This is a genomic window from Amycolatopsis methanolica 239 (assembly GCF_000739085.1).
Taxonomy (GTDB): domain Bacteria; phylum Actinomycetota; class Actinomycetes; order Mycobacteriales; family Pseudonocardiaceae; genus Amycolatopsis_E; species Amycolatopsis_E methanolica.
This window is the reverse complement of sequence record NZ_CP009110.1, coordinates 5,729,099-5,742,782: the sequence shown is the minus strand read 5'-3', so window position 1 is coordinate 5,742,782 and position 13,684 is coordinate 5,729,099. Positions and strand designations below refer to the sequence as shown.

The following is a 13,684-nucleotide window of genomic DNA, read 5'->3' as shown; positions in this document are numbered from 1 at the left end:
GGTCTACAGCGCCTGCCGGAAAAGAGCCGCCACGTCCGCCGCGCTCGCCTCGCGCGGGTTGGTCGCCAGGCACGCGTCCTGCAGCGTGGTGCGGGTCAGGGTGTCGATGTCGGCTTCGGTGACGCCGAGCGCGGCCAGCCCCCGCGGCACGCCGACGGCGTCGGCCAGCTCCCGCACCCGGCAGGCGAACAGCTCGGCCACCTCGGCCGCGGGCTTGCCCGCCACGTCGATCCCGGTGGCCGCGGCGAGCGGGACGAACCGCTCCGGCTCGGTGGCGGCGTTGAAGCGGATCGCGTGCGGCAGCAGCACGCCGTTCAGCACGCCGTGCGGGGCGTCCAGCAGGCCGCCGACCTGGTGGCTCATCGCGTGCGTGATGCCGAGGATCGCGTTGGTGAACGCCATCCCGGCCTCCAGCGCGCCCTGCGCCATCGCGATGCGCGGGTCGGCCGCCCGCGGGTGGACCATCGTGTGCAGCAGGTTGCGGGTGATGAGCGTGGCGGCGTGGAGCGCGTGCTGGTCGGTCAGCGGGTTGTGCGCGCGGGACACGAACGACTCGACCGCGTGGGTGAGCGCGTCCAGCCCGGTCGCCGCGTTCAGCTCGTCCGGCATCGTGATGAGCAGGCGCGGGTCGACGATCGAGATGTCCGGGACCAGCGTGCGGCTGATGATCGTGATCTTGGTGTGCTGCGTGGTGTCGGTGACGACCGCGAACTGGGACACGTCCGCGCCGGTTCCGGACGTCGACGGGGCCATGACCAGCGGCGGGATCGGCTGCACCACCTTGTCCACCCCGGCGTAGCCGAGGATCGTGCCGCCGTTGCCGGACAGGATCGCCACGCCCTTCGCGGCGTCGATGCACGACCCGCCGCCCACCGCGATGATCACGTCCGCGCCCACCGAGGCGTACTGCTGGTAGGCGGCCTCGATCTCGTGGTCCTTGGGGTTCGGGGTGACGCCGGAGAACACGACCGGCCGCAGCCCGGCCAGCCGCAGGTGGCTCTCCGCCTCGTCGACCCAGCCGGCCTCGATCAGGCCCGGGTCGGTGACCACGAATGGGCGCCGGGCGCCCACCCGCAGTGCGGCGTGCCCGAGTTCGGCGAGCGACCCCGGCCCGAACACGACCTCGGGCACGTGGAACTTGGCCAGCTCCGTGGGCTCGGACCGGGACCGCGCGACGCACGGTCCGGTGAGGCGCTCGGACTTGTCGAGGACCCTGCCCGTCACGGCGACCTCCCGCGGTTCACGGTCCCCGCGGCGGCGCGGCGACCGCTCCCACGGTACGTGACGGGGGCTGTCCGCGAGAACACCACCGGCCACGGCGCCGGGCAGTTTCGGCAGGTCGGACAGTCGTGGCATGGGGTGCTCCTCGTCCTTCGACCGCCTCGACGCTACCCCCTGAGGTGACGGCCGACACACTGTCCGGGTGGCTGCCCGCACCTGTCCGATCGGACAGGTTCTCACCCCTTGACCGGCGCCGTCCCCTCCGATCGGGCAGTGCCGCCGTCGGCGCCCGGCTGCGACGGTGCTGGTACCGGCGACGAGGCCGGCGCGGCGGAGGGAGCGGGACATGGCGGTCCTCGACCGGCAGGGCAGGCGCAGCATCACCGGGATGGCCGTGACGGTGGCCCTGTTGCACGTGATCGGCTGGGGCACGCTGGTGCTGCTGGTGGTGCCCGGCCACTACGCGATCGGGCAGGCGGGGGTGTTCGGCGTCGGCCTCGGCGTCACGGCGTACACCCTCGGCATGCGGCACGCGTTCGACGCCGACCACATCGCCGCCATCGACAACACCACCCGCAAGCTGATGATGGACGGCAGGCGACCGCTGTCGGTCGGGTTCTGGTTCTCCCTCGGGCACTCCAGCGTGGTGTTCGGCCTGTGCCTGCTGCTCGGGCTGGGGGTGCGCACGCTGGCAGGCCAGGTCACTTCGGACTCCTCGACGCTGCACGCCGTGACCGGCCTGATCGGCACGCTCGTGTCCGGCGGGTTCCTGCTGCTGATCGGCGTGCTGAACCTGGTGGCGCTGCGTCACATCGCCGCGGTGTTCCGGCGGATGCGCGCGGGCGACTACGACGAGGCCGAACTGGAGCGGCGGCTGGACGAGCGCGGTTTCCTGAACCGGATCCTGGGCCGGGTCGCGCGGTCGGTGCGCAAGCCGTGGCACATGTACCCACTGGGGCTGCTGTTCGGGCTCGGGTTCGACACCGCGACCGAGGTGTCGCTGCTGGTCCTCGCCGGTGGGGCGGCGGCCTTCGACCTGCCCTGGTACGCGCTGCTGACGCTGCCGGTGCTGTTCGCGGCCGGGATGAGCCTGCTGGACACCGCGGACGGGGTGTTCATGAACTTCGCATACGGCTGGGCGCTGGTCACGCCGGTGCGGAAGGTGTTCTACAACCTGACGGTGACCGCGTTGTCGGTCGCGGTCGCCCTGGTCATCGGCGGTGTCGAACTGCTCGGCCTGCTCGCGGAGCGGCTGAACGTGACGAGCGGACCGCTGGCCTGGGCGGCGAGCATGGACCTGGCCGACGTCGGCTACCTGCTGGTCGGCCTGTTCGCGGTGACCTGGCTGATCGCGCTCGTGGTGTGGCGCGCCGGGCGGATGGGGCAGCGCTGGGCGCCCGAGGCCGCCGAGTGACGGCGGCCCCGGGTCAGAACGGCCAGCGCGCGGCGCGGCCGGCTTCCAGCAGCGGGATCATCCGGAACGCCGCGTCGGTCAGCCCGCCGAACGTGTGCCGGTTGCCCAGCCCGGACGGCGTGCCGCCGTAGCGGTACCCGGCGACGTTCCACACGTAGAGCGGAACCCGGCGCGGCAACCCGGCCGACGCGTCCGTCGTCGCGGACTGCTCGTCGGTCAGGAGGACGACCCGGTCGTGGCGGCGGTAGTGCCTGCGCACCGCCGCCGCGGTGTTCGTTGCCGAGTACATGTCGAGGCTTTCCACGAACGGCAGCAGCGCGCCGTCGCGCGGAACCTCGACCTCGCGGCTGTCCCAGCCGAACACCACGACCGTCGGCTTCTCCGCCCGCACCGCCAGCGCACACCCGAACACGGCGGCCTGATCGGCGAACGTGACGGCCGACCGCCCGTCCCGCATCCACATGGAGGCGGACCGGTCGATCAGGATCAGCGTCCGCCCCGGCAGGGACGGCACGCCGGCCAGCGAGGCGTCCAGGGCACGCTCCAGAGCCGTCCCCCACCGCGACGCCCGCGCGGAGCGGTAGGCGGACAGGAACCGGAACGGAAACTGCCGCGACCGCGCCACCTGACCCGGATCTGCGAGCCGCGCCGCCACCCGGTCCGCCACCTCGTCCGGGATGCCGGCCTGGTCGAAGTTGCGGACGTTACGAAGGAGCGCCATGTACCCCATGCCCGGGATGACGGCCTGCCAAGCGTCGGCGTCCAGCGGACCTTGCAGCCACCCGGCGAGCGCCTCCCACGTCATGCCCGCCGCGCGCAGTTCCGCCGGGTCCAGTGCCGCCCGGCGCTGGTCGACCGGGAGCGCCATGAGCGCCCGCCGCCGGGTCAGCACGGTCAGCTCCGGCGGCGGCGGACCGCCCCGCAGGATGTGCTCGAACAGCGCGTCCTGCACGGCGTCCCGCGGCGCCGGGTGCACCAGCCGCAGCACGTCGGCGAACCGCACGCCGCGGTTGCCGCTGTCCCACTTCAGGAAGGACCGCTCGTCGTACAGCGCGCGCACGGCGTCGGCGACCCCGCGCTTGACCGGCTTCGGCAGGCGGCGGCCGTACCGCGCGAACCAGTACGCGATGAGCTCACCCGGCTCGTCCGCGCGTTGCACGACGCTCGCCAGCACGGCGCGGTTCGACAGCCCGTCGTTCACGCGGTTGCCCAGGCGTGCCTTGACGAACTCGGCCGCGCCGACCAGCGACGCGGAGCGCATGTTCGCCTCGGTGCGCAGCCACCGCAGGAACCGGGAAGTCCACGGTGGATCCTCCACTGCGACGCGGCGGACCAGCTCGGCGTACCGGCTGTCGCGGTCGTCCGCGGCCTCGTAGAAGGTGTCCTCGCCGACCATGTTCGCGACCGCGAGCAGGAACAGCTCGGACTTGGCGTCACGGACGTGACCGGCGCCACCCTGGTGGTTGACGACGCCGGGCACCGCGGCCGTGACGATGGGGGACCGGTTCGCCGGTCTTCGGCGGAGCAGGTTCAACTTGGACATGCCGGCCTCGCAAGGGAAGGGGAGAGCCGGCGACCTCGGACAGGCCCGAGAAGGAGTCGGCGAAGGTTTCCACCTCCCGAGGGGAGGGGCAGGAGTCGAACCTGTGGGCCGGAAGCAACCCTCACCTGCGCACCGGGCCTGTCCGAAGTGGCCGGCGTGCGGAGATCAGGATACGAGCCCGTCGCCTGATCGCGAACCGGTTTTCCGCGCCCGGTGACGCTGCGTGCGCAGCGGTGGATCACACTAGTCCGGATGGAGGCTTTTCCTTGCCCCGAGCTGGGCGAGTGTGGATTGTTGAGCGACGTGAGCCAGTCCAGTGATCCGGCGTGGGACCGTGCCCGGACCTTCGACCACCTCGACCCGGCCCAGGCCGCCACGATCCACGAGACGCTGGCAGCGTTCCGGAAGGCGTGCCCGGTGGCGCACAGCGAGGCGCACGGCGGGATGTACGTGGTGACGCGGTTCGACGACCTGCGGCACGTGGCCCGGCACGGCGACACCTTCTCCTCCGCGGCCGAGGTCGGCGCCGTGGTCGTGGCGCCGGAAACCGGTGGCGTGATCGCGCCGCTGTTCGAGCAGGACCTGGAGGAGCACGCCGGCTGGCGCCGCCACCTGCAACCGTTCTTCACCCCGCCCGCCGCGGCCGGGCACGAGGACTACATCCGTCGCGTGGCGCGGGAAGTCGTGGCCGGTCTGGCGCCGCGCGGGCAGGCGGACCTGGTGCCGGACCTGTGCGCGAAGATCCCGCCGCTGGTGATCGCGTCGCTGCTGGGACTGCCCGAAGAGCAGCGGCCGACGCTGGCCGCGCTGGTGCATGGCCTGGCGGCGGCCGACAGTGCGGCGGCCGCGGAGGCGATCGGCCGCGAGTACACCGAGTTCCTGCTGGCGCACATCCGGTCCCGTCGCGGCAAGACCGGATCGGACGTCCTCACGTCGGTGGTCAACAGCGAGATCAACGGCAGGCTCGCCAGCGACCACGAGCTGCTGAAGTTCGCGTTCCTGCTGATCGCGGCCGGCAACCTGACCACGACGGACCAGCTCGCCAGCATCCTGCTCGAGCTCGCGCAGGACCCCGCCCTGCGCCGGCGGGTCGTCGCCGAGCCGGGGCTGATCCCGCAGCTGGTGGAGGAAAGCGTGCGGCACGAGTCCGCCGTCGCGGCGACCGGCCGGACGGTGGTGCGGGAGACTGAGCTGGCCGGCGTCCCGCTGCGCCCCGGTGACCGGATGTTGCTGACGTGGGGGTCGGGCAACCGCGACGAGGAGCACTTCCCGGACGGCGACGAGTTCCGGCTGGGCCGCCCGCGCCGCCCGCACCTCGGCTGGGGCGCGGGCGCCCACCGCTGCCTCGGGCTGCACGTCGCCAGGGTCGAACTGCGGGTCATCTGCGAGGAGTTCCTCGCGGCGATCCCGGAGTTCACGCTCCCGGACGGCTTTGTGCCCGAACGGACCTACGGCGTCATCCGCGGTGTGAAAGCGCTTCCGGTGACCTGGCCCGTCTGAGCCGGCCGGAGCGGGAGTCGACTTTGACGCACCCCGGTGGGGTTGCCGGTGGGCGCGCGGACCCGGATGTAGCCGCGCGGCAACCTCATCCATCCACAAAGGACGATTCTCAGGCGGTTCTTCCGCCTGCCGTGAGCGGCCCAGCGTGATGAAGAAGCACTCGTGGCACTCGAACCAGATGTTGTGGTAGGAGTCGACGAGCACTCCCGTCAGGTGGCTGTCCGAACCCGCCCCGAAGGCCTCCCGTGCCCGGTGAACCGTTCGCTGTACCCGGCGAAATGCGCGTTCGCGGTGTCCACCGTGGTGTGCCGGGACTTCCTCGCCGGCGGTGACCCCGTGCTCGACGCGGTGTGGGCCGAAATCCGTGCGTTGGCACATGCGCAGGATCTCCCCGTACTCCCGATCCGCGGAGATCTACGACGAGGAGGTGCCCCGGCGACCAGGAACAGGGACACCCAGCTGGGATCGGTGGTCTCGCAGACGAGGATGTCGCCGTCGTCCAGTTCGGTGGCCGCCGGGTCGCGGACCACCCTGGCGCGCCCTTCGACGCCGCCGCCGCTGGCCGCCACCCCGGTGATCGTGGTGCCCACCGGGGCGTCCGACGCGGCGTCACCGACGATCTCGATCAGCTCGGGCATCCCGGCCCACGCCTGTGGGAGCCGGTAGCGCAACCGGTCCTCGTACTGGGCCCGTCGGTGCCGCACCAGGTCGCGGCGGTCGGTGGCGTCACCGGAGACGACCTCGTCGAAGGTGAGGTGGAAGACGTCGGCGGCGTCGTCGAGGAGTCCCCGGTCCACCAGGTCCGCCCCGATCCGGCGGGCCGCGGCGCGGGCGACGTCGAAGGTGAGGAGGTAGCCGGCCTTGCCCTGCTCCCGCAGCGCGAGGAATCGGGCCGAGAGGTTGGTCAGCAGCGTGATCGACCGGCGCTGGAACGGCGACACCGCCTTCTTGAGCTCCTCGGCGGCCGCGTGCCGGATGCGGGTCTGCGCGGCGGCGCGGTTGCGGGGCGCCCGCGGATCGTCTTCGGCCACCGCGCGGCAGTCGGCGAGGCGGGCCAGGATCGGTGCCGGGTCCTCGCGCCACGAGGTGCTGTGCAGGTGGCCCTCGTGCGGGCCGTGATAGCCGTGCCGGTCCAGGAGGTCTGGAGATCGATCCGCTCGTGCGCGAGCAGCCACGGTCCTGGGCGACCTCGTTCTCGTCCGAGCCGACACCCGACAGCAGCCGGGATTCCAGGCCGGGCACGTCCGCGGCGGCGACCATGGCGGCCAGCCGGTCGGCCAGGCCCGAGCTGACGAACGCCACCAGCAGGTGGAGGATCATGATCCGCTCGAAGCGTTCCCTGGCGTCCTGCAGGATCGCCAGGCTGTCGGCGACAGACCCGCCGGGGATCGTGGGCAGGGTCGCGAGGCGCCACTCGCGGAGCTCGGCGAACATGCGGTCGCGCTTCTTGGGCAGGGTGAAGACAGCGCGAGGCGTCTTCACCCCGATGATCGGGTACCGGCGCATCGAGTTCTCGTCGACGGTGCCTTCCCGGACGTAACCGAACAGCTGTTGTTCGATGGCGGTCGCCGAGGTGCCCGGGATGAGGCTCGGGACGGTGCGGAACTGGTTGATGTTGGCCGCCGCGCGTCCGGCGGAAGGCGGTCCAGAACTGGTCCTCGATGCGCTCGGGCACGGCCAGCGCGGCCTTCCCGAAGACGCCCATGCCGCGGAACATCTTGCGGAACGACAGCTCCGTCGGGCGGTGGATGAAGGTGAAGCCGAGCGCCGTGGAGACGCCGGGAAAGGCTTCGGCGACGTTGCCGGTGGTCCAGGTCGCGCCGGGATCGCAGGCCGCGTTGTCGAGCGGATCGGATCCTGGTGTGGGAGGAAGCACGAGCGACACCAATCATCGTTCGGTTTAGGCGAGCCCGGGTGATCTTAGACCCGCTCGGGGTGACCGCATAAGGCTGCGACTAAGCCAAAATTTCCTGCCCGGCTCCAATTCGGCAAGAACCCGGCAACGCACGGTTAACTGCGGTATGATGTGGCGCCATCGGCCCTGGTCAGCGGTGCGGCCCGCGGCTGGTCACCGCGCACGGCGGGTTGGCTGATTTTCCGGAATGTTGATCGCCGTTCTACCGGGAGAGGCGATTTATCACCCGGCCGGGTATCGAGCGGTGTTGACTTATAGTCACGGCGTGGTGAGACCCAAGGTTCCGTTGATCTTGAGGCGAAGGGCGCTGGAGGCCGCGCTCGAGATCATCGACGACGGCGGGCTCGAAGCGCTGAGCATCCGGCGCCTCGCGGCCGCGCTGGGGGTCAACGGCGCCTCGCTGTACCACCACTTCAAGAGCAAAGAGGACATCCTCGTCGGCGTCGCGGACCTGGTTCTGGAGGAGGTGCGCGACATCGGGGAGCCCGACGCCTCCTGGCGGGAGTGGCTGCCGGACAACGCTCGCACCCTGCGCCGCGTGCTGCTCGCCCATCCCGCGCTGCTGCCGGTCATCGTCGCGTCGCGGTCGCACGGGTTCGGGGCGCACCTGCTCGACACCTCCGCCGCCCGGCTCATGCGCGAGGGTGTGCCGAGCGCAGTGGTGATGCCACTGCTTGACGCGCTCGCGGCGTTCGCCGTCAGCAGCGCTCTGCACGAGACCCGCACCGACGGGCCGGGCGCGAGCGCCGCAGGGGAGTACCCGGCGCTGGCGAAGGCGGAGGCCGATCGGGGATTGAGCGCGGACCAGATATACGACCTCGTGATCACGAGCATCCTGCAGGCGATCGACACCGCGGTCGAGCAGCAGCGCGCACGGTGGCTGAGCTCGATCCCGGTTCCGGCCGACGAACCGCGGTAGTGTGACGGTCCTTCGTGGACGCACGTGCCGGCCGTCAGGCGCTCGGCGTCGTCGCGTAGCGGGCGGTTCCGGCCATCCAGTGCATCAGCCCGGAGGTCAGTGCCCGTACGCCGTCCGCGTACCGGGCCGCCGGATCCGGCAGGGCGGCCGCCGCGTCGCACAGGAAGTCCAGGGTGAGCAGTTCGGCGTTGACCAGCTCGACGATCTTGGTGACCGCCTCGTCCTCGGTCAGGCCCTCGTGCGTCGTCAGCACCACCGCGAGGTTGGCGCCGGTGCCGTGCGCGGCTTCCCGCTGGTACGAGAACAGGTCGTTGGCCCACGTGCTCGCGTTGCTGAGCCGCAGCGCGAGGTCGGTGATCTCCGGGCGGCCGGACAGGTCCTCCGGTAGCCAGGCTTCGTTCGCCAGCTCGACGAGCGCGGCAGCGTAGAACATCCCTCCGTTGTAGTGGCGGGAGGTCACGTACCGCGCCGTCGTCGACACCGCGCCCGCCGCCCGGAGCGCGCGTTCCGCCATGCTCGTTTCCAGGTATGCCAGGTGGATCCGCGCGGCCCGGGCCAGCCAGTGTTCGGTGCGACCGACCGGGTTTCGGTCCACAGCGAGTCCAGGAGCACCGCCAGCGGCCCGGCCGCCACCGCGGCCGGGGCGGACTTGTCGTTGAGGATGTCGGCGATGAGGCCGACCACGTGGGCGGCGTGCTCGTCCTGGTCGGGGCCCCAGATCTCGTCGAGGAAGTCTCCAAGCAGGACATGTGGGTCAGCAGCCGCCCGGCCGGCCAGAGCCCGGGGTATTCGGCATCGGGCCACATCCGCGCGTGTTCTTCGGCGCCCTGGTGGCGGAGGAACTGTCTGGTGAGGCGGTCCGCGTCCGCGTGCCGGGAAAACACGCCCTGTTCGACGAACCGCCTGCTCCCCGGGCCGGCGCACCGCAGGAGTCCATTGGGTAGCCATCACAGTGAGAATCCCGTCCGCCGCCGGGCATCCACCGGGATGCCGGTGTTCGATGGAAGTGGCCGAAATGGCCTACAGGGCAGTGTGAGCGTTTCCGTCGGCGCCGAATCCGATCTTCCGACCATAGCGGTAGCCGGGGAGTCGATCAACCTCCTGTTCACCTCGTCCACTTAGGACTGATCGGCGGAATTCCGGCGTACGCCGGTACGTCTTCGGCCGGTGGGAGCAGCCGGTGGGCCTCCACGGAACTCGGTGCACTTCCCTGGTACAAAGGCACGGCGTTTTTCGCGCGGAGATCGGGGCCTGGATGCGCGTGCTCATGACGTGCCAGCCGTTCTACTCGCACCTCGTGCCGGTGCTGGCGCCTGCGGCGAAGGCGCTGCAACGCGCCGGGCACGAGGTCGCCGTCGCCACGGCGCCGGTCATGGCGACCCACCTCGCCCGCGCCGGGATCGAGCACCTGCCGCTGCCGAACGTGCTGACGCTGACCGAACTGGTGGCCGATCCCGCCGCAGTGCCGGAAGGTGACGTGCGGGAGGCGTCCAGCACGCTCACGATCGCCTTCGCCGGTTCGCTGGCGGGCGCCTTCGCGCGGGACGTCCTGGCGGTGGCCGGGTCCTGGAAGCCTGACGTGCTGGTGCGGGAGTGCAAGGAGTTCGGTGGCTACCTCGCCGCCGGGAAGCTCGGGCTGCCGCAGGCGGTCCTGGACACTTCTCCTTGTTCGGCGCTGAACCTGGCGCTGGTCCGGGACGCGCTGAACGGTCAGCGGGCCGAGTTCGGGCTGGACACCGTCGACGAGCCGGGGCACCCGGAGGGCTTCCTGCTCGCCGGGGTGGTGCCGGCCGCGTGGTACCCGGAGGAGCTGCGGATGTCCTCGGCGCGCTACTACCGGCCGGATCCGTCCGCTGGCCCGCTCGACGCGTCGCTGCTCGATCTGCCGGACGACCGGCCGCTGGTCGTCGCGGGGCTCGGCAGTGTCGCGCGGGCCTTCGTGCCGGGGACGCCCGCGGTGCTGGAGACGATGGTCGCCGCGCTGGGCGATCTGCCGTGCACCGCGGTGGTCACACTGGGTGCCGACCCCGGCGAGTGGACCGGTCCGAGGCCCGGCAACGTGCGGCTGATGTCGTTCGTACCGCACCCGCTGCTGCTGGAGTCCGCGGATCTCCTCCTCGCCCACGGCGGTTTCGGCAGTGTCGCCGCGGCGATTCGCACGGGGACCCCGATGGGGCTCCTGCCGATGTTCTCCGACCAGTTCCACAACGCGGCGCGCACGGCGGCACTGGGCCTAGGCATCCAGCTCGACGTCGGTCCCCTCAACCCGGCCTCCCTGAGCGAGAGCTGCGCACAGGCCCTGCGAGCCCCGTCCCCCCCACCGCGCCGCGGCGATGTCCCGGAAGTCCCGCGCCTGGCCCGGCTTCGACCAGCTCGCGGACGACGCGGCCGCACTGGTCTAGCCGCCGCGCGCATCGAGAACCGCCGGGTCTCCTCCGAGGGGGCGCCGATATCAACAAAAAACCCCAGGCCCTAGGACCTGGGGTGACTGTGCGCCATCAGGGACTCGAACCCCGAACCCGCTGATTAAGAGTCAGCTGCTCTGCCAGTTGAGCTAATGGCGCTTGCTCCGGCCGCCTGGTCTCCCTGGCGACGAACAAAAGATTAGCACGCCTTCGAAGACCCCCTTCACGGAGGGTCCCCAATCACGTTTCGGCAGGTCTGACCCCTGCGGGCGCCGAGATCGGGCAGACTGGGAGCAGGAGTACGAAGCGGGCGATCTTCACCTGATTGGGGGCATGATGCGGCGTTCGGTGATCGCGGGGAGATGGGCGTGCCTGGTGCTGGCGGCTGGGCTGCTGGCCGGCTGCACGACGGAGCCGGGTGGTGGCGGTCGGGGTGCGCCTGCGTCGCAGTCGGTCGAAGCCGCCCGTCCGCCGTCGCTGGCGGTGGTTCCGTCGTCGGGCGCCGCCGACGTCGCGCCGGGGGAAGCCGTCTCGGTGAAGGTGGCCGACGGCAAGTTGACCGAGGTCACGCTGCGCAACCCCGAGGGTGAGCCGGTGCCGGGCGCGCTGTCGGCGGATGGTTCGTCGTGGGAGTTCGCCGACGGGCTGGGCTACGGCAAGCAGTACACGTTGACGGCCGTGGCGGTGGGTGCCGATGGCAAGCAGGTGACGTCGACCTCGACGTTCACCACGGTCGCGAAGCCGCGGAAGACCATCTCCGTCTCGTTGAACATGCAGGACGGGGAGACGGTCGGGGTCGGGATGCCGTTGATCTTCACATTCAACTCGAAGGTGGCCGACCGGGCGGCGGCGGAGCGGGCGCTGAAGGTGGTGACGGAGCCGGTCACCGAGGGCGCGTTCCGCTGGATGAGTGACAGTCAGCTGATCTGGCGGCCGAAGGACTACTGGTTGCCAGGCACGAAGATCTCGGTGAACGCCGCGATCTACGGCAAGCCGCTGGGTGGCGGCGGGTACGGGCTGGAGGACCGTGCGGCGAAGATCACGGTGGGCGACCGGGTGGAGGTGCTCGCCGATGGTGGTTCGCACCAGGCGAAGGTGTTGGTGAACGGCGCCGAGGTGCGGTCGTTGCCGATCTCGATGGGTAAGCCGGGGAACACCACGCCGGTGGGGACGTACACGGTGATGAGCGAGCACGTGGGCTACACGATGGACTCCGGCACGTACGGCGTTCCCGCGGACACGCCTGGTGGTTACCGGACGTTCGTGCAGTACGCGGTGCGGTTGTCGAACAGCGGGATCTTCTACCACTCGGCGCCGTGGTCGGTGGGTTCGCAGGGGCGCCGGAACGTGAGCCACGGCTGCATCAACTTGTCGACGGCCAACGCGAAGTGGTTGATGGATCTGTCGAAGAAGGGCGACCTCTTCACGGTCGCCAACAGCGGAGGCCAGCCGCTGGAGCCGACGGACGGCTGGTCGGTCTGGCAACTCCCCTGGACAGCCTGGACAACCCCCACAACCAGCTAAAAGCCCACTTAGGCCCAGCCCCACCCACCGCAGGTGGGGCTGGGGCCAGGACTGCCAGTCCCTCCGGACGCACCGCAACCCTCCAGCGGCAGGCGACCCAACTCACCAAGCCCCACGAGGTCGCCCCGCGACCGAGTACGGGCACACGCTGGTCGCCGCTTTCGTGCTCAGCGCTCGCCAAGGTGAGGAGCTCGCATCGTGGGGGCCTGGGGGCTCGGCCCCCCGGGCGCAATGATGAACCCCACCCGGCGAGGCCGCGTAGCGACCGAGCAGGGTGGGGGCAGGGTGGGGCCATTAGGGGAGTAGGGGCACACGCTGGTCGCCGCTTTCGTGCTCAGCGCTCGCCAAGGTGAGGAGCTCGCATCGTGGGGGCCTGGGGGCTCGGCCCCCGGGCGCAATGATGAACCCCACCCGGCGAGGCCGCGAAGCGACCGAGCAGGGTGGGGCCATTGGGGTGAGTGACGGGACTTGAACCCGCGACTTCCTGGACCACAACCAGGTGCTCTACCAGCTGAGCTACACCCACCACGTGGGGCGTCTTGCGATCGCCACCAGCCGGGATATCGTAGCGTGCCCGTCCCGGGGGTCTCGCGGGGGGTCAGTTGCTGTGTTTGAGCTGCACTTCGGCGGCCGCGGCGCGGGCTTCGTCGCTGCTGGGTCCTGGCATGGGCACGAACGCGGTGCGCCGGTAGTAGTCGAGTTCGCTGATGGATTCCTTGATGTCGGCGAGTGCCCGGTGGGCGAGGCCTTTCTCGGGCTTGGCGTAGTAGACGCGTGGGTACCAGCGGCGGACGAGTTCCTTGACCGAGGACACGTCGACCATGCGGTAGTGCAGGTGGGCGTCGAGTGCGGGCATGTCGCGGGCGATGAAGCCGCGGTCGGTGGCGATGGAGTTGCCTGCGAGTGGCGCGCTGTTGGGTTCGGGGACGTGGGCCCGGATGTAGTCGAGGACGCGTTGTTCGGCTTCCTCGAGGGTGGTGACGGAGCGGCGGACTTCGTCGGTGAGCCCGGATTTGGCGTGCATTTCCCGCACGACGTCGGGCATGCCGGCGAGGGTGTCGTCATCGGCGTGGATGACGATGTCGAGGCCGTCGCCGAGGATGTTGAGGTCGGCGTCGGTCACCAGGGCGGCGATTTCGATCAGGGCGTCCTTCGCGAGGTCCAGCCCTGTCATTTCGCAGTCGATCCAGACAAGACGGTCGGTCACCGGGAAACCCTAACGCGGGCGGCGCGCGGGGACCGT

At 70.8% G+C, this 13,684-nt stretch carries 11 protein-coding genes and 2 tRNA genes; 6 read left to right on the top strand and 7 right to left on the bottom strand.

The annotated features are described in order from the left end of the window. Positions 1–3 precede the first annotated feature (3 nt). Positions 4–1,356 (bottom strand): iron-containing alcohol dehydrogenase, encoded by a 1,353-nt coding sequence (locus tag AMETH_RS27920; protein WP_017984500.1) that lies wholly within the window; start codon positions 1,354–1,356, stop codon positions 4–6. A 211-nt stretch (positions 1,357–1,567) separates the two neighbouring features. On the opposite strand from AMETH_RS27920, the gene nicT reads away from it, so the two are divergent. After that, positions 1,568–2,635 (top strand): Nickel transporter NicT, encoded by a 1,068-nt coding sequence (gene nicT / locus AMETH_RS27915; RefSeq protein ID WP_017984499.1) that lies wholly within the window; start codon positions 1,568–1,570, stop codon positions 2,633–2,635. A 13-nt stretch (positions 2,636–2,648) separates the two neighbouring features. On the opposite strand, the gene AMETH_RS27910 is transcribed toward nicT, so the two are convergent. After that, on the bottom strand, positions 2,649–4,178 hold the full coding sequence (locus tag AMETH_RS27910; RefSeq protein ID WP_017984498.1) for a TROVE domain-containing protein: 1,530 nt from the start codon (positions 4,176–4,178) through the stop codon (positions 2,649–2,651). Positions 4,179–4,481: 303 nt separating this feature from the next. Between AMETH_RS27910 and AMETH_RS27905 the strand changes: the two genes are divergently transcribed. Next, the gene (locus AMETH_RS27905) at positions 4,482–5,678 is read left to right on the top strand and encodes a cytochrome P450 (RefSeq protein ID WP_017984497.1); all 1,197 of its coding nucleotides are present in this window, start codon (positions 4,482–4,484) and stop codon (positions 5,676–5,678) included. 209 nt (positions 5,679–5,887) lie between these two features. Here the strand turns inward: AMETH_RS27905 and AMETH_RS39420 are convergent, their stop codons facing one another. Beyond that, entirely contained in the window at positions 5,888–6,853 is a 966-nt protein-coding gene (locus AMETH_RS39420; RefSeq protein ID WP_209436816.1) for a PEP-utilizing enzyme, read from the bottom strand. Between the two features lie 407 nt (positions 6,854–7,260). On the opposite strand from AMETH_RS39420, the gene AMETH_RS39415 reads away from it, so the two are divergent. Together AMETH_RS39415 and AMETH_RS27895 are read left to right on the top strand one after the other, a co-directional pair. After that, positions 7,261–7,596: a hypothetical protein gene (locus tag AMETH_RS39415; protein WP_209436815.1), complete on the top strand. Its 336-nt coding sequence runs from the start codon at positions 7,261–7,263 to the stop codon at positions 7,594–7,596. Between the two features lie 289 nt (positions 7,597–7,885). Continuing rightward, positions 7,886–8,512 carry a TetR/AcrR family transcriptional regulator gene (locus AMETH_RS27895; protein WP_223842956.1) on the top strand — a complete coding sequence of 209 codons (627 nt, stop codon included), beginning with the start codon at positions 7,886–7,888 and terminating at the stop codon, positions 8,510–8,512. Positions 8,513–8,546: 34 nt separating this feature from the next. Here the strand turns inward: AMETH_RS27895 and AMETH_RS27890 are convergent, their stop codons facing one another. After that, on the bottom strand, positions 8,547–9,107 hold the full coding sequence (locus tag AMETH_RS27890; RefSeq protein WP_017984493.1) for a terpene synthase family protein: 561 nt from the start codon (positions 9,105–9,107) through the stop codon (positions 8,547–8,549). A gap of 660 nt (positions 9,108–9,767) precedes the next feature. Between AMETH_RS27890 and AMETH_RS27885 the strand changes: the two genes are divergently transcribed. After that, complete coding sequence (locus tag AMETH_RS27885) at positions 9,768–10,988, top strand: glycosyltransferase (RefSeq protein WP_223842955.1); 1,221 nt, start codon at positions 9,768–9,770, stop codon at positions 10,986–10,988. A gap of 15 nt (positions 10,989–11,003) precedes the next feature. Here AMETH_RS27885 and AMETH_RS27880 read toward each other — a convergent pair. Then, positions 11,004–11,076 (bottom strand) — tRNA-Lys (locus AMETH_RS27880). 174 nt (positions 11,077–11,250) lie between these two features. Between AMETH_RS27880 and AMETH_RS27875 the strand changes: the two genes are divergently transcribed. After that, positions 11,251–12,441, top strand: a complete 1,191-nt coding sequence (locus AMETH_RS27875) for a L,D-transpeptidase (protein ID WP_017984492.1) — start codon at positions 11,251–11,253, stop codon at positions 12,439–12,441. 450 nt (positions 12,442–12,891) lie between these two features. On the opposite strand, the gene AMETH_RS27870 is transcribed toward AMETH_RS27875, so the two are convergent. After that, positions 12,892–12,967, bottom strand: a tRNA-His gene (locus AMETH_RS27870). Positions 12,968–13,039: 72 nt separating this feature from the next. Further along, positions 13,040–13,648 (bottom strand): oligoribonuclease, encoded by a 609-nt coding sequence (orn, locus tag AMETH_RS27865; RefSeq protein ID WP_081617601.1) that lies wholly within the window; start codon positions 13,646–13,648, stop codon positions 13,040–13,042. Positions 13,649–13,684: the final 36 nt, after the last annotated feature.